Here is a 23,610-nt window from a genome sequence, read left to right on the forward strand (position 1 = left end):
CGCGACCAGAACCGCGCGTTGTCCGACCCGCCACCGGCCAGCCGCAGGGTGACACGGCCACCCAACGACGAGGCCAGCACCGCCGGGTCACCGACCAGCTCGTACGCCGTGTTGCGCACCGGCACCTGCGGCAACGAGCCCAGCACCACCCCGGCACCGGTGGGCCGGTTCACCCAGGTCACACCCGACTCGGTCCACGACCCCCCGACCACCGAGGCCGTCACCGCACCCTCCGAGGCCGCCGCCGGGTCCGTCGAGGAACGCACCCCCAGCACCACCGACGTCAACCCCGCACCCGCCGGCGCCGCCGGCAGGTCGAACGACAGGAACGACTCCTGCGCCGACCCCTCCGAACGCACCGCCAGCTGCGTGTTCGACCCGTAGTTCGTCGACGCCGCCGAGGCCAGCACCATCGCATCGCCCGACGCCGGCACCACCACCGTCACCGGCTCACCCACCGGCTCCGGCACCGTCACCGACGCCGCCGACGACGCCGCGGACACGTTGCCCGCCGCGTCGAACGCCACCACCTTGTAGAAGTGCTCCCCCGGCACGGCACCGGCATCCACCACCGACAGACCCGTCACCTCACCGACCAGCACCCCCTCAGCGGCCACGAAGTCCGCCGACGCACCCCGGAACACCCGGTACCCGGCCACCCCACGATCGTCCGACGACGCCGACCACGACACCGACACCGCACCGGCACCGTCCACCGACCCCGACACCCCACCCGGAGCACCCGGAGCCGACACATCCGGCTGCGGACCGACCGTGCCCGGTGTGAACGTCAGCGTCAGGGCGGGTGCGTACGTGGCGTTGGTGGCCTCACGCGACCAGAACCGCGCGTTGTCCGACCCGCCACCGGCCAGCCGCAGGGTGACACGGCCACCCAACGACGAGGCCAGCACCGCCGGGTCACCGACCAGCTCGTACGCCGTGTTGCGCACCGGCACCTGCGGCAACGAGCCCAGCACCACCCCGGCACCGGTGGGCCGGTTCACCCAGGTCACACCCGACTCGGTCCACGACCCCCCGACCACCGAGGCCGTCACCGCACCCTCCGAGGCCGCCGCCGGGTCCGTCGAGGAACGCACCCCCAGCACCACCGACGTCAACCCCGCACCCGCCGGCGCCGCCGGCAGGTCGAACGACAGGAACGACTCCTGCGCCGACCCCTCCGAACGCACCGCCAGCTGCGTGTTCGACCCGTAGTTCGTCGACGCCGCCGAGGCCAGCACCATCGCATCGCCCGACGCCGGCACCACCACCGTCACCGGCTCACCCACCGGCTCCGGCACCGTCACCGACGCCGCCGACGACGCCGCGGACACGTTGCCCGCCGCGTCGAACGCCACCACCTTGTAGAAGTGCTCCCCCGGCACGGCACCGGCATCCACCACCGACAGACCCGTCACCTCACCGACCAGCACCCCCTCAGCGGCCACGAAGTCCGCCGACGCACCCCGGAACACCCGGTACCCGGCCACCCCACGATCGTCCGACGACGCCGACCACGACACCGACACCGCACCGGCACCGTCCACCGACCCCGACACCCCACCCGGAGCACCCGGAGCCGACACATCCGGCCCGAGCAGCGTCACCTCGGCGGCGGTGCTCGGCTCGCTCGCGTTGCTGGCCGCGTCGTACGCGACGACGCGGTAGTGGTACGTCCCGACGTCGAGCCCCGTGTCGGTGTGCGACGTGCCCGTCACCTCGGCGACCTGCGTCGTGCCCGCGGCCGGGAAGTCCGGCGACGTCGAGCGCTGCAGCACGTAGCGGGTGACGGCGCGGTCGTCCTGCGCCGCCTGCCACGCGAGGCCCACGGTGTCCTCACCGGTCACCGCGGCGGTCAGACCGGCCGGTGCGCCGGGCGCCGTGGTGTCGGGCCCCGCGACCGTGATCTCGACCGCTGCACCGGGTGCGCTCACGTTGCCTGCGGCGTCGTGGGCCAGCACCTGGTAGTAGTACGTGCCGGCCGCCAGCCCGACGTCCGTCACCGACGTGCCGGTGACGTCCTCGAGCTGGGTCGTCGACCCGGCCGGGAAGTCCGGCGAGCCGGACCGGCGCACCGTGTACCCGGTGACGGCGACGTCGTCCGTCGCCGCCTCCCAGGCCAGCGCGACGGCGTCGTCCCCGGCGGCCGTGGCCGTCAGGTCGGCCGGCGTGCTCGGCGCGGTCGTGTCGGGCAGCGGGAGCTGCGCGCCGAGCGCGTGGTGCAGGGCCACGTCCTGGCCCGTCAGCACGCTCCCGTAGACGGCGACCTCGTCGATCGACCCCGTGAACCAGGGGCTCGAGGTGCCGCTCCAGGACGTGTCGCCGCCGACCCGCCAGTACCCGGTGTAGGACTGCGCCCCCGTGGCGGCGTTCGTGCCGACCAGCTGACCGTCGACGTACAGGCTCATGCCGGTCAGCGGCGAGTGCGTCGCGACCACGTGGTGCCACGCACCGTCGGTGTACGCCGCGGGGCTGACGACCGTGTTCTCGGTGCCCGTCCAGACCCCGAACACGAGCCGGCCGTCGTCACGCTGGTACACGTGCCGGTCGTAGTTGCCCGACAGCGCGGACCGCTCGTTGCCGAAGCCGATGAGCTTGCCGCCCACGGCCGACGACGACTGGAACCACAGCTCGAGCGAGTAGCCGCGCGGGTCGGTGAACGACACGTCGGAGGCGATGGTGCCGCCGTCCGCCGCGCCCGTGCCCACGGGCGTGAAGGTCGCGGCCGTGCCCGGCTCGACCACGCCCGGGGTGCCCAGGGCGACCCGGCCCGTCACGGTGCCGGTGACGCCGTAACGGCCGGAGTCCGCGACGGTGCCGGTGGCCGGCGGCTCGTCCAGACGCCAGTACAGGTCCGGGTCGAGCCCGTAGACCGCGGCGCCGTACTCGTCGGCCGGGGCCGGCGGGACCGCGGGCTCACGCCCGGTCGCCCGGTAGTGGGCCTCGACCTGCGCACCCGTCAGCGCCGTCGGGTACACGGCGGTCTCGTCGATCTGCCCCGCGAAGAAGTTGCTCGTGGGCCGCGACGGCCACCCGTTCAGCTGGTCGCCGCCGATCCGCCACGAGCCCTCGTAGGCCTGCGCCACCGAGTTCGCGTTGCGGGCGACCCGCTTGCCGTCGACGTACAGCGCCATCCCGCCCGGACCCTGCGTCGCGACCACGTGGTGCCACTCGCCGTCGTTGAACGACTGGGCGGACGTCACCGCGACGGCGCTGCCCGTGTACGTGCCGAACACGAGCCGGCCGTCGTTGGCCATGTAGACGTGCCGGTCGTAGCTGCCGGACAGGCGCGTGGCGCCGGTGCCGGTGTTCGGCTTGCCGTTGCCGAAGCCGATGATCTTGCCGCCCTGGGTCGTGGTGGTGCGGATCCAGGTCTCGACCGAGTACACCGACGGCCCGGGCACGGTGCGCTCGTCGTACGCGTACCCCGTCGCACCGTCGAACGTGGCCGACCAGCCGGCGGACCCGATGGCGGCGTCCTCGCCGCCCCGGTGGGTGACGCCCTCCATGTAGTTGACCTGCGAGGCACCCGCCGCGGAGTCCACCCCGTACCGGCTCGACGCGAGCTCGCCGCGCCAGTAGAGCTCGGCGCCGTCGTCGATGACCGCGGAGGCGTAGGCCTGGGTCGTGGTCGCCGCGCGGGCGTTCACCCCGCCGGACTGGGGGCTGGTGCTGGTGCCGTCGCTCGCGGTGACGCGGTAGGTGTACTGGACGCCGGGCGTCGCCGTGGTGTCCACGAACGAGACCTGGGGGCGGACCCACCAGCGCGAGTCCCCCGTGACCGTCGCGATCGGCTCGCTCGAGGACCCACGGAAGACGCGGTACGTCAGCGCCCCGTCGTCGTCGTCGTACGACGCCCGCCACGCCAGCCGGATCTCCCCGGTGCGCAGCGACTCCGCGCGCACCACCGGGGTGGTCGGCGCACCGGTGTCCGGCCCGTCGGCGAACCGCGTGAGCGACTGCTGGGTGTTGCCGTTGACGCGCGTGAACTCCCCGCCCACCCACAGGTAGCGCCGCGCACCGGTCTCGGCGACGGTCAGCGCGCGCGGGCCGATGCCCTCGCCGATGCCGTCGTTGAGCCGCGGGCGCCACGCGAGCATCTCGTTGCTCGCGTCGGCGCGGTTGGCCGTGAGGTAGACGCGCACACCGTCGGTGAACTCGCCCCGGTTGTTCGGCGCGCAGTCGTGGTGGTGGTGCGCCTCGTAGACGATCGAGCGGTCGACGAGGATGGCCTGCGTCGCGCCGAGGCAGCGGTCCCGCCAGCGCTGCGCGAACGACCCGTAGTCGACGGCGAACGACCCGTCGAAGACACCGCCGCCGGTCCCCTCCGCGCCCGCGTAGTACCCCGTGTCGTCCGCGGTGATCGCGTGGATGACGGACGTGTCGGGGATGAAGCCGCGCGGGAAGTTCCGCACGTTCTCGCCCGTGGTGGCGTCGACCACCGCGAACCCGTGGCTGTCCTGGCCGTTGACGGTGAAGAAGTCGCCGCCGACGGCGACCGTGCTGCCGTCCTTGCCGGCCGCGACCGCGAAGCCGCGCAGCTCGGCGTCGGCGACCCACGGGAGCAGCGCGCCGTTGGTCGGGGAGACCGCGGCGAACGAGCCGCGCGGCTGCCCGGCCACGCTGGTGAAGTCGCCGCCCAGGTAGACGGCGTCCTGCGTCACCGAGACGGCGCGCACGACCGAGGAGATGCCGGTCGGCCGGAACGCCGCGCGCACGGTGCACGTGGGGACGTCGAGGGCGGCCAGGCGGGCGACGTTGGTGCCGCCCACGTTGGAGAAGTTGCCGCCGATGTACAGGGTGCGGCCGTCCGGCGCGAGCGTCAGCGCGCGGATGGTCGCCGTCCCGCCCGACAGCGTGACGGACGGGCGGCAGGACCGCGGCGCACCCGTCGTCGCGTCGAAGCTCGCGAGCGCGGAGACCGTGATCGGCGACCCGCTGCCGCCGACCGGGGGGTCGAGCCTGCTGAAGGTGCCGCCGGCGAAGACGGTGTCACCGACGGCCGCGACGGCCCAGACGGTGCCGTTCGTCTGCCAGGTCGGCAGGTCGTCGGCCGTGAACCCCAGCCCGTCCGACAGCGCCTGCGCTGCCGGTCCGGACACCAGTGTTGCCGCGACGAGCGCGGCGGCGGCTGCCACCGAAGCCCCGCGAGCGACGATCCTCTTCATTGCCGACCTCTCCCGGACTTCGGTCCCACGACGTGGGGGAAGACTAGGCCGACCAAACGGTGTCAAGGGAGACATCTCGGACATCTTCACCCACGCACCTCCCGCCCCGGTCGCGGGCGGGGCCGCACGGGTGAATCGCCGGAGGCGATTTGCCCCGATTGACGGGTTGTCGCCACAGTTGGCACATGCAGAGGTGGCGCAGGACGGTCGGCGAGCTCGCCGCGGCCCAGAAGGCGGCCCGGGGGGTCTCGCTGTGGTCCCGGTACGTGAACCGCCCGCTGGGGCGGCGCCTCGCGGCGACCGCGATCGTCCTGGGGCTGTCGGCCGACGCCGTGACCGTCCTCAGCGCGCTGGTCACGGCCGCGGGTCTCGCGCTGGTGGCGCTGGTGCCGCCCGCCCTGTGGTCCGGCCTGCTCGCGGCTGCCCTGCTGGTGCTGGGCTTCGCCCTGGACTCGGCCGACGGCCAGGTCGCCCGGTACACCGGGACGGGGTCGGCGGCCGGCGAGTGGTTCGACCACGTCGTCGACGCCGCCAAGATGGTCGCGGTCCACACGTGCGTGCTCATCGGCTGGTACCGGTTCGGTGACCTGCCGGGCGACGCGTGGCTGCTGCTGCCGCTGGCCTACCAGCTGGTCGCGGTCGTCGTCTTCGCGGGCGGCACCCTGGCCTCGCTGCTCCGGCGCTCCCCCGCGCCGCCCGCCGCCCCCTCGACCGCGCGGGCCGTGGCGCTGCTCCCCGCGGACTTCGGCGTCCTCGCCCTGACGTTCGTCACCTGGGGTGCGCCGGAGGTGTTCCGGTCGCTCTACGCCCTGCTCGCCGTGGCGACCACCGTCATCGGCGCCGCACTCGTCGTGCGCTGGTACACCGGGCTCCGGACCCCGCAGGCCGTGCTGTCGTGACGGCGGCCGGGGGGGCGGGCCGACGGGGCGGGACCCTGGGCCGCGGCGTGCGCCAGACCGCCGGGTTCGCGCTCGGCATGGTGGTCCTCGCCGTGGCGTCCCTGCTGCTGGTGCCGGCCCTGATCGCCGCGGGCGGACCCCGCGCCTGGGGCGCCGTGGCCGTGGGCCAGTCGGTCGGCACCGTCGCCGCCGTGCTGATCGGGCTGGGGTGGGGCGTGTCGGGCCCCGCTGCCGTGGCGCGTGCCGGCACCGCCGCGCGCCGGCGGGAGTTCCTCGACGCGGTGCTCGCCCGCAGCCTCGTCGCGGTGCCCGTCGTCGTCGTGGCGGCCGGGCTGGCGGCGGTCCTCGCGCCCGCGCACCGCCCCCTCGCCGCCCTCGCGGCCGTGGCGCTGTCGCTGGTCGGGCTGTCCGCCAACTGGTACTTCGTCGGGACCGCCGCACCGTGGGCGCTGCTGCTGACCGAGACCGTGCCGCGCGCGGCGGGCTCGCTGGTCGGCGTGGTCCTGCTGCACGGCGGGGCACCGCCCGCGGTCGGCATCGGCGCGCAGGCCGGCGGGATCCTCGCCGGCGTGCTCACCTCGACGCTCTACGTCACCGTGCGCACACGGTCCGCCGGGCCGACGCCGCCGCGGCGCCCGGTCCGCCGGGTGGTCGCCGGTCAGCGGCACGGCGTCGCGACCACCGTCCTCAGCGCGGCGTACGGCGCGGCCCCGGTGCTGCTGGTCAGCCTCGTCAGCCCGGCGGCGCTGCCGGTCTACGCGCTCGTCGACAAGCTGCAGCGCCAGGTGTACGTCGCCGCGACGCCCGTGATCGTCGTGCTGCAGGGGTGGGTGGCCCGCGCGTCCGGCCGCGCGGTGCGCACGCGGATCCGACGCTCCCACGTGCTCGTGCTGGCGGCCACGACGACCGGCGGCGCACTGGTGACCCTGCTGCACGAGCAGGTGTTCGGCTGGTTCGGCGCGGGCGAGGTCGAGGTCCCGGTCGAGGTGGTGGCGCTCGGCGCCCTGTGGCTCCTGCTCAACCTGCAGGAGTCCGTCGCCGCACGGGTGGCCCTCGTCCCGCTCGGGCGCATCGACCTCGTCGCGCGGGCCACCGCGATCGGGACGGCCGTCGGGCTCACGGCCGTCGCGGTCCTGGCCCTCGTCTGGGGTGCGGTCGGTGCGCTCGTCGGCATCTGCCTGGGGCTCGTCCTGCGCCTCGCCCTCTGCCTGCACGGGGCCCGCGCGGGCGCCGCACCCTCGGACCGGCCCGCGCCGGTCGCCGTCCACCAGGAGGTCACCACATGAGCCGGCTCCTGCACCTCGCCCGGGCTGTCGTGTGGCTGGCGCCCGCGGGCCGTGCCAAGAACGGCCTGCTGCGCACCCTGGGGCACCGGGTCCACCCGGACGCCGTCGCCCGCGCGAGCCTGGTGTGGAAGGTCGACGCGCTGACGCTCGGCGCCGGTGCCCGCCTGGGTCGCCACAACCTGCTGCGCGACCTGCGCGAGGTCGTGGTCGAGGAGGGCGCGTCGATCGGCCGGATGAACGTCATCACGGCGCACCCGGCGTTCGCGCGGAACCCGGGCAGCGGGCGGCTGCACGTGGCCCCCCACGGCAAGATCACCAGCCGCCACAGCATCGACTGCTCCGCCGCGGTGACCATCGGGGCCTACTCCTCGATCGCGGGACGGTCCTCCACGCTCATGACCCACTCCGTGGACCTCGCGATCGACGCGCAGCGCGCGCTGCCGATCACGATCGGCGAGCGGTCGTTCGTCGGGACGCACGCGGTGGTGCTGGGCGGTGCGTCCCTGCCCGCGCGCTCGGTGCTCGGCGCGGGCGGCCTGCTGCTGCCCGGTCTGCCGGACGACAAGCCGGGCGGCCTCTTCGCCGGCGTCCCGGCGCGGCGCCGCGCCGACGTGACCGGCCGCTGGTTCGAGCGCACCGGCACGCACACCCGGCGGATCGTGCGGGTGGACGAGCGGGGCGACGAGACGGTCGAGGAGTTCTGACGCGGCGGTCCGCGCGGCCCCGGGGGCGCCGGCCCCCCGGCGGGCCCCCCCGCCCCGGCCCCCGGGCCGCGCCGGCGCGTCAGCCACGGCTCGAGGCCGCGACGTACTGCAGATCCTGCACGAGCGGTGACGAGACCACCGTGAACGGCGACGTGACCCGCGCGATGGTGGCTCCGCTGCGCGTCGCGGAGGCCGACACGGACCCGAGCGCGAGCGGGAAGGTGCGGGCGTCGACCCCGGCGGGTGCGGTGTACGTGTGCGTCGCGCTGCCGATCCGCACGGTCACGGCCGCCGGCGCCGTGAGGAACGTCTGGACCTCCACGGTGTCGCGCGGCTTGGTCGACGTGGTGCCGCCGGACATGAGCTCCATGAGGTCGTGGCTCAGCTGCGGCTTCGCGTCGACGGGCTGCATGCGGTGGGTGAGATACACCGCGTCCCCCGTGACCGCCGGAGCACGACCCTGCTTGAACTGGGTTCCGTAGTACCCGCTCACGTCCAGGAAGACGTTGCCGTGGTGCACCGAGGGCGCGAACACCGTGTTCTCGCTGTAGTCGTTCCACGCGACGAGCTGCACCATGTCCGCGCCGTCCTCGATGGCCCGCTGCCAGCTGGCACGCAGCGTCTCGAGGTTCGCCGCCTCCTGGAACACCCCCTGCATGGGCCGCGAGTCCTGCACGGAGATCGGCGCGAGCCACTGGTCGCCCAGCGCATGGGCCTGCGCGGCGAAGTTGCGCCCGGCCAGGATGTTGCCGGGGTTGCGGGTGCCCCAGACGCCCTGCGCGTAGGTGATCGGCGCGAACGCCTCCATGTTGTCCACGGCGTTGAGGAACGTCGGCATGAACGCCGCGTCCACCCCGTGGTCGGTGCGCAGCTTCGTGAGCACCTCGCGCCACCAGTCGGCCGACTTCGCCTCCGCCTTGAACGCGGAGATCACGGGACGACCGTCGGGCAGGCGGTACGCCGCCGGCTTGGCGACGTACTCGGCGAACTTGGCGGTGATGAGGTCGATGTCGGCCTTGCCGGCGGACGTCGTCATGTCGAGCTGCGGGATGACCACGAACCCGCGACCGTCGGCGTGGGCGGCGTCGGCCATGCGCACGGCCCGCTCCCAGTGGAAGTTCTCCAGGTTGAGCAGGTCGACGATGAACCCGTCGATGCCGGCGTCGGCCGCCTGGTCGATCTCGGTGCGGGCGTCCTTCATCTTCCAGTCACCGGACAGCGGTGACCGCTCGACGGGCCGGTCGCGCAGCAGGCCGCCGTACTCGCGGTGCGCGCCGCCCTCGCCGTCGGGCGCGAGGTAGTTACGGGCGTAGTAGTCGCGGGACGGGTCGTCGTTGTCCAGCGAGATCGGGTACGGCGTGAAGTAGTGGGCGAACACCTTCGCCTGCCCGGTGCCGGCCACCTCGTACGGCAGCCGGGTGCTCTGCGGCGGTGTGACCGGGGCGGCCGTGGGCGACGGCGCCGCGGACGCCGACGGCGTCGGGCGCACGGTCGGGGTGGTCGTGGGGCGGGGCGTGCTGCTGGGCCGGGGCGTCGCGCTCGCGGACGGGCGGGGCGTCGCGGAGGTGCGCGTCGGCGTGGGTACGGGGGTGGCCGTGGAGCCGCCCGTCGTCCACGTGAGGACGAGCCGGGGCCCCTTGCTCCCCAGCTTGTCGAGCCGGACGCCCGAGGCCCGCACCTCGTACAGCACCTCGAACGACGTCGCGCCCCCGGCGACGATGCCGGAGGGGTCCAGGCGTGCCGACATCGTCGCCCCGGGGACGGCCGTGACAGGGGTGTTGAGCGCTGCGCCGCGGGCCGTGGGCCGGTTGGCGGACGTCACGGCCGAGGCCCGCCAGCCGGACGGCACGCTGCGCACGGCGAGACCGGGGGTCCGGGTGGCGCTGGTGCGGACCGACAGCCGCAGCTCGGCGTTCGTCACGGTGGCCCCGGCCGGCACCGCCGACGTGTCGAACGTGAGGTACGTCCGGTAGACCGACGACGTCGAGACGAGGAGGTCGTACGCCGCGTAGCTGGTGCGGGGGGACGCCGACGACGTGAACGTCGCCTGGGTCGGCGCCAGGGTGACGGAACCGGAGTCGGCAGCGGACGCGTCGTCCGCCCGCGAGAACGAGACCAGGACCACCATCGCCGCCAGCAGCATGGCCGCCCAGCGGCGGAGCGGGGAGCCGGCGACGGGGGCGGCGTGCCGCCCTGCCCGTGAACTCGTTTCACCCATACGACGACATGATGGTCCAATTCACCCGGTCGCTCCCCCTCGCGGGTGAAGTGTGACGTACGTCACGATGAACGTTCGACCGCTTTCCGCGCGCTGACCGGCACCGATCTCCGGGGGTCGCCCGTCGGCCCGCCGTCCGGCATCTGGACAGACGACCGCACCGGCACCCTCGTCCCCGAGTGCCGGTGCGGTGGGGCGCCGTCAGTACGCGCCGGAGCTGCGCAGGACCGCCCGGGCGGTCTTCCACAGGATCATGAGGTCCATGGCGACCGACCAGTTGTCGACGTAGCGCAGGTCCAGCCGCACGGACTCGTCCCAGTCCAGGTCGGAGCGCCCGCTCACCTGCCAGAGCCCGGTCAGCCCGGGCTTGACGTGCAGCCGGCGATGGACCTGGTCCTGGTAGGCCTGCACCTCGTGCTCGAGCGGCGGGCGCGGGCCGACCATCGACATGTCGCCGCGCACGACGTTCCAGAGCTGGGGCAGCTCGTCCAGGGAGTACCGGCGCAGCCAGCGGCCCACCGGTGTCACCCGCGGGTCGTGCCGCATCTTGAAGAGCACGCCCGCGCCCTCGTTGCGCGAGCGCAGCTCACCCAGGCGGGCGTCGGCGTCGACGTACATCGTCCGCAGCTTCCACATGGTGAAGTGGCGCCCGTCGATCCCCACGCGTGTCTGGTGGAAGAACGCGGGCCCCGGGGAGGTGAGCCGCACGACCGCCGCCGCCACCAGGACGACCGGGAGCGCGACCAGGCCTGCGAGCAGCGCCAGCGTGACGTCCAGCACGGTCTTGGCGACCGTCCGCCGGCGCGGCGCCCCGACCTCCACCTCGAGCAGCGAGAGCCCCGCCGTCGCACGGACCGCGAGCCGCGGGCCGGCGACCTCGACGAGGTCCGGCACCACGACGAGGTGGGCCCCGGCACGACCGAGCGCCCAGCTCAGCCGACGCAGCGCCTCGCCCCGCAGGTGACCGGCGCCCACCACGACGACGTCCGCGGCGTGGTCCACCACGACCTGCACGACGTCGGCCGTGGCGCCGAGCACCGGGACGTCGGCGGCCGGGGCGGAGTCGAGGTCGGACACGCAGACCCCGATCACCTCGTAGCCGTGGTGCGGGGCGGCGTGCAGGTCGGCCGCGACGCGCCGCGCCGTCGCGACGTCCCCGATGACGACCGTGCGCATCATCGCCTGACCCGCGAACCGCCACCGGTGCACCCGCCGCCGGCCCGCGTGCCTCACGACCGCGACCACGCCGACGGTCAGCGGGACACCCAGCAGGACTGTCTCGCGCGGCACGGGGAGGTCCAGCAGCCACGACAGCGCCACGAGGGTGGCCGCGACACCGGCACCCGCACGCAGCACGGCCTGGAACTCGGTGGGTCCGTCCCCGACACGGTCCCGGTCGTACCCGCGGAACGCGCCCACGAGGGCGACGAACAGCAGCGCCCCGAGCAGGCTGGCCAGCACGGCCCGCGGCCCGTCGGCCGACCGCGCCAGCAGGGCGTAGGCCACCCCCGCGGCGACGATGGCGTCGAGCGCGCACATGAACCGCACGTAGTGGGCACCCACCGCGCGCCAGCTCTCGGCCAGCAGGCCGCCGTCGGAGTTGACCGGCGTCACCCGCCGCTCGAACGGCTGCGCGGAGGCCCAGGACCGGCGGGGCTCGCGGGCCGTCCCGCGCCGGTCACGTTCGTCGGTGGTCCGCCACGCGTGCTCGTCAGCCGTCAGTGTCATGGCGTCCCCCGGGCTCAGCGCGTGTCTGCAGTACCCAGGAGGTTATATGCCGGGTTCGCGCTGTTACGGGTGATGCGTCCGATTTCACCCGTTTCACATGCGGTTGTCACCCACCGGCGGACGACGGTCCGGTGAACATCCGGTGAACGCGCCCGCACCCGGCGACACCCTCAGGAGCGGGTGTGGAACCGCAGCTGGGCGGCCTCCAGACCGTCGAGGACGACAGCCTCCACGGCGTCCGCGGCGCGGTCGACCAGCCACGGCAGGTCCTTCTTCTCGGCCCCCGAGAAGTCCTTGAGCACGAAGTCGGCGGGGTCCTGCCGGCCGGGCGGGCGGCCGACGCCGACCCGCACCCGCACGTACTCCTTGGAGCCCAGCGCCTTGGTGGTGTCGCGGAGCCCGTTGTGGCCGCCCTCGCCCCCGCCGCGCTTGAGACGCACGTCCGCGAACGGGATGTCGAGCTCGTCGTGCACCATGACCACCCGCTCGACGGGTACGTCGTGGTACCGCGCGAGCGCCGCCACCGGGCCGCCGGAGACGTTCATGTACGTCGTGGGCTTGGCCAGCACCACCCGGGGCCCCGGGGCCCCACCCGGCAGCGTGCCCAGGCGGACGTCCGCCGTCACGGCCTGCGGCCGGCGGCCGAGCAGACCGGTGCTGCGGGACCCGAACGACGCACCCGTGCGCCGCGCGAGCTCGTCCAGCACCATCTGGCCGACGTTGTGCCGGTTGCCGGCGTACTGCGGGCCGGGGTTGCCGAGGCCGACGACGAGCCAGGGTCCGTCGCTCACGGGGAGGTCTCCTCCGGGTTCGGGGGTGCGGGGGCACGACGACGCCCGGCACCGTGGACGGTACCGGGCGTCGCGGGGAGCGTGGTCGCTCAGCCCTCGTTGTCGGCGGCCGAGGCGGCCGACTGCTGCGCGGCGAGGTCGGCGACGGCCGCGTCGGCGGCGACGTCGGCGGCGGACGCCTGCGGGGTGCTGATGGTGACGACCGTGATCTCGGGGTCGGTGACGAGCGTGGCGCCCTCGGGCAGGACGACGTCGCCCGCGGTGACCGTGGCGCCGTCGGCGAGGCCCTCGATGGAGACCTCGATGCCCTGCGGCAGGTGCGTGGCCTCGGCCTCGAGCGACAGGTTCTGCGTCTCGACGACGTGGATGGTGCCGGGGGCCGACTCGCCGACCACGTGGACCGGGACGTCGACGGCGACCTTCTCGCCCTTCTTCACGATGAGCAGGTCGACGTGCTCGATGACCTGGCGCACGACGTCCCGCTGGACGTCCTTGACGATCGCGAGCGTGGTCTTGCCGTCGAGCTCGATCGAGTACAGGGCGTTCGAGTGCTTGAGCGCGAGCATCGTGTCGTGGCCCGGCAGGGCGACGTGCATCGGCTGCGTGCCGTGGCCGTAGAGCACGGCGGGGACCTGGTTCGCGCGGCGCAGACGGCGCGCGGCGCCCTTGCCGAACTCGGTGCGGGGGGTGGCGGCGAGCTTGATCTCGGACACGTGTGCTCCTCAGCGTGGGGTGGCGCCGCGGTGGTGCGCGGGCGCGGGTCTTCGTGGTTCGGCCCCGGGGGAAAGCCCCTCGGGTGGTTCGGGCGCGGGGCCCGGTGGCCTCGACGCGGGACGCAGGACGGGCACGCGGAGGCGACCACCCAGTCGATCACGGAGCCGGATGGGCCCGCGGGGATGGTGCTTCCCGCTCGACCGTCCGTCGTCCCTCGCCGAGGCAACCTGACGATCCTACCGGACGACCGTGCGTGCCGGTCGACCGTCGGTGCCGGACGTCTCAGGCGTTGCCGTCGAACAGCGACGTCACCGAGCCGTCGTCGAACACCTCACGGATCGCGCGGGCGAGCAGCGGGGCGATCGACAGCACGGTGAGCTGCGGGAACCGGCGCTCCTCGGCGACGGGCAGCGTGTCCGTGATGATGACCTCACGGGCACCGCACCGCTGGAGCCGCTCGACCGCGGGGTCGGACAGCACGCCGTGCGTCGCCGCGACGATGACGTCCTTGGCGCCCGCCTCGAGGACGACCCGCACGGCGCCGGTGATCGTGCCGGCGGTGTCGATGAGGTCGTCGACGATGACGCAGCTCTTGCCCTCGACGTCACCGACGACACGGTTGGCGACGGCCTTGTTGGGGCTGCGGATGTCGCGCGTCTTGTGGACGAAGGCCAGCGGTCCCCCACCGAGCTTCGCCGCCCACTGCTCGGCGACGCGGATGCGGCCGGCGTCGGGCGACACGACCGTGACGTTCGACGTGTCGACGCGCGTGCGCACGTACTCGACGAGGATCGGCTGGGCCCACAGGTGGTCGACCGGGCCGTCGAAGAAGCCCTGCGTCTGCGCCGCGTGCAGGTCGACGCTCATGATGCGGTCGGCCCCGGCGGTGCGGAACAGGTCGGCCATGAGGCGGGCCGAGATCGGCTCGCGCCCTCGGTGCTTCTTGTCCTGGCGGGCGTACGGGTAGAACGGCGCGATGACGGTGATGGTCTTGGCCGACGCGCGCTTCATCGCGTCGATCATGAGCAGCTGCTCCATGACCCACTGGTTGATGGGCGAGCAGTGCGACTGCAGGATGAACGCGTCCGCGCCGCGCACGGACTCGCCGAACCGCACGTAGATCTCACCGTTGGCGAAGTCGTACGCGGTGGTCGGCAGCAGCTCGATCCCCAGCGCGTCCGCCACGTCCTGCGCGAGCTCGGGGTGGGCCCGGCCGGAGGCCAGGACCAGTCGCTTCTCCCCGTCGTGGCTGATGATGCCGGTCATCGCTGCTGCCCGTCCTCGGTCGTGGTGCTGCCCGCGGGGGTGTCCGCGGGGTCGTCGAGCTGCGCCGGCTGGCCGGGCAGATGAGGCGGCGGCGTCACGGGGATCGACGCGGTGGCCGCGCGCTCCAGCTCCGCGCGCGCCTGGGGCGAGAGCCCGGCGACGTCGCGCGTGCCGCGGGCCCGCGCGGCGGCCTCGGCGGCGGGCGTGCCGGCGCGCGAGCGGGCGACCCAGCCCTCGATGTTGCGCTGGGAGCCGGCGCTGACGGCCAGCGCGCCGGGCGGCACGTCGCGGCGGACCACGGTGCCGGCGCCGGTGTACGCGCCGTCGCCGACGACGACGGGCGCGACGAACATGTTGTCCGAGCCGGTGCGCGCGAACGAGCCGATGACGGTCCGGTGCTTGTTGACGCCGTCGTAGTTGACGGTGACGGACGCGGCGCCGATGTTCGAGTGCTCACCGATCGTCGCGTCGCCCACGTAGGACAGGTGCGGGATCTTGGACCCCGTGCCGATCTGCGCGTTCTTCGTCTCGACGAACGTGCCGATCTTGCCCTCGGCGCCCAGCTCGGTGCCCGGGCGCAGGTAGGCGAACGGGCCGACGGTCGCACCCTCGCCGATCACGGACAGGGACCCGTGCGTGCGCACCACCGTCGCGCGGGGTCCGACCTCGCAGTCGGTCAGCGTGGTGTCGGGCCCGACGGTGGCGCCCTCGCCGACCGTCGTCGCGCCGTGCAGCTGGGTGCCCGGCAGCAGCGTGACGTCCCGCGCGAGGTCGACGTCGACGTCGACCCACGTCGTCATCGGGTCGACGACCGTGACGCCCTCGCGCATCCAGTCCTCGAGGATGCGGCGGTTGAGCTCGGCCCGCAGCGCGGCGAGCTGCACGCGGTCGTTGACGCCCTCGACGCTCAGCGGGTCGTCGGTGCGCAGCGCGCGCACGTGGCCGCCGGCGGCCCGCGCGATCGCGAGCACGTCCGTCAGGTACACCTCGCCCTGGGCGTTGTCCCGTCCCAGGCGGGCCAGCGCGGAGCGCAGCACCGCGGCGTCGAACACGTAGACCGACGTGTTGATCTCGGTGATCGCCCGCTGGGCGTCGTCCGCGTCCTTCTCCTCGACGATCCCCAGCACGTCGCCCGTGCCCGGCTCGCGCAGGATCCGTCCGTAGCCCGTCGGGTCCGGGACCTCGGTGGTGAGCACGGTCACCGCGTTGTCGTCGGCGGCGTGCGCGGCGAGCAGCTCGCGCAGCGTGCCGGCGTCCAGCAGCGGCACGTCCCCGGCGATCACGACGACGGCGCCGGTGAGCACGGTGTCGGCGGCGGCGCCACCGATGTCGTGACCCGCCGCGGCAGCGGCGGCCGCGGCGGCCTGCGCGGCGGCGTCGAGCGCGGTCATGGCGACCTGGACGGCGCGGCCGGTGCCGGGGATGTCGTCCTGGTCGACGAGCAGCGCGTCGGGGTCCACGTCGAGGACGTGCGCGGCGACGCGCTCGCGCTCGTGCCGGACGACGACGGCCACCCGGTCGGGCTCGAGGGCCCGCGCCGCGGCGAGCGCGTGGCCGACCATGCTCCGACCTGCGATGGGGTGCAGCACCTTCGGCGTCGAGGAGCGCATGCGGGTGCCCTCACCCGCTGCGAGGACGACGACGGCGGCTGGACGGGGGACGGTCACCAGTGGGTGCTCCTCGCGGGTCTGCCCGGGTGGGCGGGAACGTCTGCCGTGACAGGACTCTACCGCCGACCCACCGGCGCCCGGCACGGTCCGGGGTCCCCCCCGGGGCCGTCGCGGGCCCACCACCTGCGACGTCCGGCCACCCCGTGTGGGAGAGGTCACCCGGTCGCGCGGGAACGGGGTGCCACGCCCACGCGTTCAGTGCGCGCCGGGATCCCGGCCCCCGTACCGACAAGGAGCACCGTGACGTCGTCGCAGCCGGCCGTCGAGACCGTCCCGCCCACCGACCCCACCCAGCCCGTCGAGGTGGTCGAGCCGACCCGGCCGTACGCGCGGTCGGTCTCGTCGTTGATCTTCTTCTCGCGCTGGCTGCAGCTGCCGCTGTACCTCGGGCTGATCGCGGCGCAGGTCGTGTACGTGTGGCAGTTCCTCAAGGAGCTGTGGCACCTCGTCGACTTCGCGGTCTTCGGTCACAAGATCGAGGCGATGGCGGACTTCGGCACCGAGGCCACGACGATGCTCATCGTCCTGGGGCTGGTCGACGTCGTGATGATCTCGAACCTGCTGATCATGGTGATCATCGGCGGGTACGAGACGTTCGTGTCCCGCATGCGCCTCGACGGGCACCCGGACCAGCCGGAGTGGCTCAGCCACGTCAACGCCAACGTGCTGAAGACGAAGCTCGCCATGTCGATCATCGGCATCTCCTCGATCCACCTGCTGCGCACGTTCATCGAGTCGTCGGTGGGGCACGTGACGGGCGAGACGATGATGTGGCAGACCCTCATCCACCTCGCGTTCGTCGCCTCCGCGCTCGCGCTCGCGTGGATCGACCGGATGTCGCAGGGCACGACGCGCCCCGCACACTGACCCCGCACGGCGCGGGGCCCGGCCCCGGGGCGCGTGCCACAGTGACCGCGCCCCGCCCGCCCCGCGCCACCGAGGACGCCCCTTGTCGACGACGACGCCCAGCTACGCGACCACCCGCCACTCCGCGCACGTCGCGTACGTGGTGCAGGCCGTCGTCAACAACCTCGCGCCGCTGCTGTTCGTCGTCTTCCACACCGCGCTCGACGTGCCGGTCGCGCAGCTCGGGGCGCTCGCGGCCCTGAACTTCGGTGTGCAGCTGCTGACGGACCTCGTCGCGGTGCGGGTCGTCGACCGCATCGGGTACCGCCGTCCGATGGTCGCCGCGCACGCGCTGGCGGCGCTCGGGCTCGTCCTGCTCGCGGTGCTGCCGTTCGTGCTGCCCGCGCCGTTCGTGGGGCTGTGCGTCGCGGTCGTCGTCTACGGGATCGGCGGCGGACTGCTCGAGGTGCTGGTGTCGCCGGTGGTCGAGCACCTGCCGCAGCCGGAGGAGGCCAAGGCCGCGGGCATGGCGTTCGCGCACTCCTTCTACTGCTGGGGGCAGCTCGCCGTCGTCGTGCTGAGCACGGCGCTGCTCGCCGTCGTCGGCTCGGACCTGTGGCCGCTGCTGCCCGTGCTGTGGGCCGTGGTGCCGCTCGCCAACCTGGTCGTGCTGCTGCGGGTGCCCATGCCGCCGACCGTGCCCGACGAGCACCGCACGAGCCTGCGCTCGCTGTTCGGCACGCCGCTGTTCCTCGCGGCCCTCGTGCTCATGGCCACGGGCGGCGCCGCCGAGCTGACCATGGCGCAGTGGTCGTCGTTCTTCGCCGAGCAGGGCACCGGGGTGCCCAAGGAGGTCGGGGACCTGCTGGGGCCCGGCCTGTTCGCGCTGCTCATGGGTCTGGGGCGCGTCGCGTACGGGCTGTGGGGGCAGGGCGTGCCGCTGCGTCCGCTGCTGGCGGCGTCGGGCGTCGCGACGGCGGTCTGCTACGTGGTCGCGGCCACCGCCTCCGTGCCGGTCGTGAGCCTGGTGGCGTGCGCCCTGTGCGGGCTGACCACGGCCCTGCTGTGGCCGGGCACGTTCTCGCTGACGTCCGCCCGGTTCCCGCTGGGGGGCGCCGCGATGTTCGCGGTGCTCGCGCTCGCCGGGGACGCCGGCGGCACGTTCGGCCCGCTGGGCGTCGGGCTGTTCGCGGACCTCGCCGCCGGGCCCCTGGCGGGGATCGCCGCGGCGCTGCCGCCGGACACGGGCACGGGCCTGCGGGTCGGCATGCTGCTGAGCGCGGCGGTGCCGGCGGTGTTCGCCCTGACCGTCCTCGCCTCGGGGCGCGAGCGCACCGCGGCCTGATCCCGACCGGCTCGTCCGGAATGCTTGACCCTGGGCGAAGCGCCTGGTTACGGTCGTGCTAAATCGGTTCAGCACGCTGAACCGGTGCACGGGGGGCCGCGCAGCCGACGAGGGCTGCCGCCGGGGGCGGTCGCCTCGACCAGGTCGAAGGAGACACCGGTATGAGGAGACCTCTGCGCACGGGCACGGCGCGCGCCAGGACCCGGGCCGCGGCTGCGGCCGCCGTGGCGGCGCTCGTCGCGGCCACCGTCGCCGTGGCGGCGCCCGCGAGCGCCGCCCCCGCCACCCCCGCCGCGCCCGGGGCCGGCGTCCTGTCCGTCACACCCGTCACCGAGGTCGGGTCCTACGGGCAGCAGGTCACGCACGTGGTGGTCGAGTACGGCGACGCGGTCGACGCCGCGCGCCTGACCCCCGGGGACTTCGCGGTCGCGGACTCGGTGTACAACTTCCGGTTCCACGGCGTCGAGCGCCTGCCGGAGCTCGTGGACCGGCCGGTCGCCGACGTGTGGACGACGGACGACCCGGCGCGCCTGCTCGACGAGGACCGGCCGGCGGCGCCGGGCCGGTTCGTCGTGCTGGAGCTCGTGGACTCCCCCGACGGCGGCTGGACGGTCGTCGTCTCGCTGTGCCCGACGTTCCTGTGCTCCGTGCGCGTCAACCCCGACCAGCTCACCCAGGTGACCCAGCTCGGCGACGTGCACGCCACCGACGGCACGCTGCTGGCCGGCGGGGACCCCGCGACGGCCCACCGGACCACGGCGGAGCCGATCGACCGTGAGGTGGACCAGTTCGTGCTGCGGACGTTCGCGTCGAGCACCGGTGACGTCGAGTACGCCTACCGCCTGCCCGACGGCTACGACCCGGCACGCGCCTACCCGCTGGTCGTCGCGCTGCCCGGTCACGGCATGGGCTTCGACGGGCAGAACCTGGGCGTGCAGCTCGCCTCCGACATGCTCACGACCGCGTGGTTCCAGGAGTCGTGGACGGGCACCGACGAGGACGTCATCGTGCTGGCGCCGCAGAACCGCCGGGTCGGCAAGGTGACCGAGGGCGCCCAGGCGGTCGAGCTGGTCGAGGCGTTCCTGGCGGAGCACGCCGTGGACCGGGACCGCGTGTACGCCACGTCGGTCTCCTACGGCTCGCAGCTGCTGTGGGAGATGTTCTCCGAGCGTCCCGACCTCTTCGCCGGCGGGCTGCTGACGGGCGGGTTCCCCGCGGACTCGGACGAGCTGCCCCGCATCGCGCAGGCCGAGGTCCCGCTGTGGATCACCCACGGCACGAACGACCACCTGCTGCCGGTGGCGAACGCGCGGGCGTCGTACGACGGGCTGGTGGCCGCCCACCGTGCGCTGGGCCGCACCGAGACCCGGATCACCGAGCTGGTGCGCTGGACGGAGTACGGCGACGAGGCGTTCACGCTGCCGGACCACCACCTGGCGTCGGCGCCCACGTACGAGGACGCCACGATCCTGCAGTGGCTGCTGGCGCAGGAGAAGCGGCCGCGGGCGGCGTTCCGCCTCGAGGTGGCCACGCAGTGCCACGCCCACCGCGCGGTGCCCACGGTCACCGTCACCAACGACGGTGACCAGCGGCTGCGCGCCGTCGTGAGCGCCGGGGACTCGCGCCACACGCTGACGGTCCCCGCGGGCAAGGACCGGTTCCACCGGTTCACGCACCGCGCCGCGCAGCTGCCGGCCGGGACCGTGACGGTGACGGTGGAGACCGTGGTGGACGGGGTGGGCGTCACGGACACCCGCACCGTGGCGCACGACGCGCTGACCTGCCGGTGAGGTCCGCGGTGGCGGCCCCGGGCGGGGTCGCCACCGCGCCGCCGCCGCAGGGCGGTGCCCTCGCGGTGCGGCGGCACGTCACCCGGCGGCGACACGCGCCGTTCCGGGGTCGCCACAGCCGGTCCGCAGTGCCCGTCCTTTAATCTGACCGTCGATGGAACTACCGTCGACCTCCCGTCCGGCACGGGAGGTCCGCACGTCGACGAGGACAGGCATGACGACCCATCCCACGCACGAGTCCCTGCTGCCCCCCACCGGCGTGCGCGCCCCACGGTTCGCGGCACCGACCACCGACGCCCCGCACGTCCCCCTCGGCGGCGACTGGCGCTTCCGCCTGTTCCCCACGGCGGACACCGGGGTCGACCCCGGCGACCCCGGCGAGGACTGGGGCACCGTGCCCGTGCCCGGCCACTGGCAGCTGGCCGGCGCCCCCGACGCCTGGCCGCACGGCCGGCCCGCCTACACCAACGTCCTGTACCCCATCCCGGTCGACCCCCCGCGGGTCCCGCGCGACAACCCCACCGGTGAGTACCGGCGCACGGTGACCGTGCCGGACGCCTGGCGCGACGGCGGGCGGGTCGTGCTGCGCTTCGAGGGCGTCGACTCCTGGTTCGAGGTCGCCGTGAACGGACGGGTGCTGGCGCAGTCGCACGGCTCGCGCCTGCCCACCGAGGTGGACGTGACCGACGCGGTGCACGCGGGCGAGAACCTGCTCGCCGTGCGGGTGACCCAGTGGTCGGCGCAGACCTACGTCGAGGACCAGGACCAGTGGTGGCTCTCGGGGATCTTCCGCGACGTCGCGCTGCTGCACCGCCCGGACGACGGCATCGAGCACGTGACCCTGCACGCCGCGTACGACCACACGACCGGCGAGGGCGTGCTGCGGGTCGACGTCGAGCCGGCGCGTCCCGACGCGCTCGTCGAGGTGCCCGCCCTGGGGCTGCGCGCGCGTCCCGGCGAGGAGACCCGCGCCCCCGTCGAGCCCTGGAGCGCCGAGTCGCCGCGCCTGTACGACGTCGTCGTCCGCACGCCGGGCGAGACGGTGACCCTGCGCGCCGGCTTCCGGACGGTCGCCGTCGTCGACGGGGTGCTCACGCTCAACGGCGCCCCGCTCGTGCTGCGCGGGGTCAACCGGCACGAGTTCGCGCCCACCGACGGTCGCGCCGTGACGCGGGAGACCATGCTCGCCGACGTGCTGGCCATGAAGCGGCACCACGTCAACGCCGTGCGGACCAGCCACTACCCGCCGCACCCGCACTTCCTCGACCTGTGCGACGAGCACGGCCTGTACGTCGTCGACGAGAACGACCTCGAGACGCACGGGTTCGAGCTGCTCGGCTGGCGCGACAACCCCACGGACGACCCGCGCTGGGAGCCGCTGCTGGTGGACCGCGTGACGCGGATGGTGCGCCGCGACGCCCACCACCCCGCCGTCGTCATGTGGTCGCTGGGCAACGAGGCGGGGGTCGGGTGCAACGTCGCCGCCATGGCCGCGGCCGTGCGCACCCTCGACCCGACGCGCCCCGTGCACTACGAGGGCGACCGGACCTGCGAGCACGCCGACGTGTACTCGCGGATGTACCCGACCAGCCAGGAGGTCGCCCTCATCGCCCGGGGCCTGGAGGACCCCCTGCCCGACGCCGCGCTCGACACCCGGCGCCGGGCCATGCCGTTCGTGCTGTGCGAGTACGCGCACGCGATGGGCAACGGCCCCGGCGGCCTGACCGGGTACCTCGACCTCGTCGACGACCACCCGCGCCTGGCCGGCGGGTTCGTGTGGGAGTGGTTCGACCACGGCATCGCCACGCGCACCCCCGACGGCGAGCCCTACTACGGCTACGGCGGCGACTTCGGTGAGGAGCTGCACGACGGCACGTTCATCGCCGACGGGCTGCTGCTGCCCGACCGCACGCCGTCGCCCGGGCTGCTCGAGCTGGCCGCCGCGTACGCACCCGTGCGGGTCCGCGCGGGTGCGCAGCCCGGGACGCTCGAGCTGCGCAACCGGTACGCGTTCACGTCGACCGCGCACGCACGCCTGGTGTGGACGCTCGTCGCGGACGGCGACGTCGTCGCCGAGGGTGAGGTCGACCGCATCCTGGCCCCCGACGAGCGGGTCGAGGTCCGCCTCGCCGACGTGCTCGGCGACCGCCTCGACGACCTGCTGGCCGCGACCGACCCGACCACCGCCGTGTGGTGGGTCCTGCGCGCCGTCCCGCGGGACGCCGGCGCGGACGTCCCCGCCCACCTGGGCCTCGGCGCGGGCCAGGTGCTGGTGCGGCCGCCTGCCGCACCGCCGCGCGCGACGGGGTCCGTGGTGACCGTGGGCGGCGTCCGCCGCGTGGGCCCGGTCGAGCTCGACGCGACGGGCCGGCCGGTGCGCATCGGCGGGGCCGCGGTGCGGCTCGCACGCGTCGACGCGTGGCGCGCCCCGACCGACAACGACCGCATCCGCTCCTGGTACGACCCGGTCGGCGACGCGGAGGCCTGGGAGCGGGCGGGCCTGTCCCGCCTGCACGAGCGTGTCGACGACGTGGCCGACGTGGCCGGTGCCGTCGTCGTGACGTCGCGGGTCGCGGGTGCCGCGACCGACTGCGGGCTGCGCGTGCGCACGACGTGGCGCACGGTGGACGAGCGCACCGCGGACCTGGTGGTCGAGCTGACGCCCGAGGGCCGCTGGCCCGGCACGGTGGCGCGGCTGGGGTGGCTGCTGGCCCTGGAGCAGCCGGACGCCGGCGACGTCCGGGTCGACTGGACCGGGCTCGGCCCGGACGAGTCGTACGCCGACTCGCGGCTGGCGGCGCTCGCCGGCCGGTGGCAGCACACGGTCGACGCGCTGCAGACGCGCTACACGCACCCGCAGGAGAACGGTGCACGCCGCGGCGTCACGCGCGCGGTGCTGCACCTGGCCGGCGGTCCGCTCACGCTCACCGCCGGCGAGGTGCGCGTCGCCGACCGCGCGGTGCCCGGGCTCGAGCTCACCGCACGCCCCTGGTCGGACCGGGCCCTGGCCGACGCCCGCCACCCGCACGAGCTGGTGCCCGACGGTGCGCTGTGGCTGCACCTGGACGCGGTGCAGCACGGCCTCGGCTCGGCGGCGTGCGGTCCCGGCGTGGAGCCGGACGCGGCGGCCCGGCCCACGACCGCGACGCTGCAGGTGCGCCTGCAGGTCTGAGGCCCGGTACGGC

The 23,610-nt window shown here is 74.5% G+C and carries 14 protein-coding genes; 7 read left to right on the forward strand and 7 right to left on the reverse strand.

Annotation, left to right across the window (positions count from 1 at the left end; genetic code table 11):
• The coding region (locus tag J1G43_RS14020) for a LamG-like jellyroll fold domain-containing protein (protein ID WP_207378680.1) at positions 1-5,168 on the reverse strand (5,168 nt) is incomplete at its 3' end.
• A gap of 185 nt (positions 5,169-5,353) precedes the next feature.
• Here J1G43_RS14020 and J1G43_RS14025 point away from each other — a divergent pair.
• The 3 genes from J1G43_RS14025 to J1G43_RS14035 are packed head-to-tail and all read left to right on the forward strand — an operon-like array spanning position 5,354 to position 8,057.
• Complete coding sequence (locus J1G43_RS14025; protein WP_207342301.1) at positions 5,354-6,067, forward strand: CDP-alcohol phosphatidyltransferase family protein; 714 nt, start codon at positions 5,354-5,356, stop codon at positions 6,065-6,067.
• A 47-nt stretch (positions 6,068-6,114) separates the two neighbouring features.
• The gene (locus J1G43_RS14030) at positions 6,115-7,353 is read left to right on the forward strand and encodes a hypothetical protein (RefSeq protein WP_207378681.1); all 1,239 of its coding nucleotides are present in this window, start codon (positions 6,115-6,117) and stop codon (positions 7,351-7,353) included.
• A complete protein-coding gene (locus tag J1G43_RS14035; RefSeq protein WP_207342303.1) occupies positions 7,350-8,057 on the forward strand; it encodes a hypothetical protein in 708 nt (235 codons plus the stop codon). The genes J1G43_RS14030 and J1G43_RS14035 overlap by 4 nt, the downstream gene beginning before the upstream one ends.
• 79 nt (positions 8,058-8,136) lie before the next feature.
• On the opposite strand, the gene J1G43_RS14040 is transcribed toward J1G43_RS14035, so the two are convergent.
• The 6 genes from J1G43_RS14040 to glmU all read right to left on the reverse strand — a co-directional run bounded on the left by J1G43_RS14040 (position 8,137) and on the right by glmU (position 16,441).
• Entirely contained in the window at positions 8,137-10,275 is a 2,139-nt protein-coding gene (locus J1G43_RS14040; RefSeq protein WP_207378682.1) for an endo-1,3-alpha-glucanase family glycosylhydrolase, read from the reverse strand.
• A gap of 201 nt (positions 10,276-10,476) precedes the next feature.
• A complete protein-coding gene (locus J1G43_RS14045) occupies positions 10,477-12,003 on the reverse strand; it encodes a sugar transferase (RefSeq protein ID WP_207371394.1) in 1,527 nt (508 codons plus the stop codon).
• A 170-nt stretch (positions 12,004-12,173) separates the two neighbouring features.
• Positions 12,174-12,794, reverse strand: a complete 621-nt coding sequence (pth, locus tag J1G43_RS14050) for an aminoacyl-tRNA hydrolase (protein WP_207378683.1) — start codon at positions 12,792-12,794, stop codon at positions 12,174-12,176.
• An 89-nt stretch (positions 12,795-12,883) separates the two neighbouring features.
• A complete protein-coding gene (locus tag J1G43_RS14055; protein WP_207342307.1) occupies positions 12,884-13,507 on the reverse strand; it encodes a 50S ribosomal protein L25/general stress protein Ctc in 624 nt (207 codons plus the stop codon).
• 283 nt (positions 13,508-13,790) lie between these two features.
• A complete protein-coding gene (locus J1G43_RS14060; RefSeq protein ID WP_207378684.1) occupies positions 13,791-14,774 on the reverse strand; it encodes a ribose-phosphate diphosphokinase in 984 nt (327 codons plus the stop codon).
• Entirely contained in the window at positions 14,771-16,441 is a 1,671-nt protein-coding gene (gene glmU / locus J1G43_RS14065) for a bifunctional UDP-N-acetylglucosamine diphosphorylase/glucosamine-1-phosphate N-acetyltransferase GlmU (RefSeq protein ID WP_207342309.1), read from the reverse strand. Before glmU ends, J1G43_RS14060 begins: the two co-directional genes overlap by 4 nt.
• A 243-nt stretch (positions 16,442-16,684) precedes the next feature.
• Here glmU and J1G43_RS14070 point away from each other — a divergent pair, with 243 nt between their 5' ends.
• The 4 genes from J1G43_RS14070 (at position 16,685) to J1G43_RS14085 (ending at position 23,597) form a co-directional block, all read left to right on the forward strand.
• A complete protein-coding gene (locus tag J1G43_RS14070) occupies positions 16,685-17,311 on the forward strand; it encodes a TIGR00645 family protein (protein WP_207342310.1) in 627 nt (208 codons plus the stop codon).
• Positions 17,312-17,393: 82 nt separating this feature from the next.
• Entirely contained in the window at positions 17,394-18,635 is a 1,242-nt protein-coding gene (locus J1G43_RS14075) for a sugar MFS transporter (protein WP_207378685.1), read from the forward strand.
• A gap of 161 nt (positions 18,636-18,796) precedes the next feature.
• The gene (locus J1G43_RS14080; protein WP_207378686.1) at positions 18,797-20,425 is read left to right on the forward strand and encodes a hypothetical protein; all 1,629 of its coding nucleotides are present in this window, start codon (positions 18,797-18,799) and stop codon (positions 20,423-20,425) included.
• A gap of 214 nt (positions 20,426-20,639) precedes the next feature.
• A complete protein-coding gene (locus J1G43_RS14085; protein WP_207378687.1) occupies positions 20,640-23,597 on the forward strand; it encodes a glycoside hydrolase family 2 TIM barrel-domain containing protein in 2,958 nt (985 codons plus the stop codon).
• The last annotated feature ends 13 nt before the right edge of the window (positions 23,598-23,610 follow it).

The sequence above is a fragment of the Cellulomonas sp. zg-ZUI22 genome, from assembly GCF_017353535.1.
GTDB classification, from domain to species: Bacteria; Actinomycetota; Actinomycetes; order Actinomycetales; family Cellulomonadaceae; genus Cellulomonas; species Cellulomonas wangleii.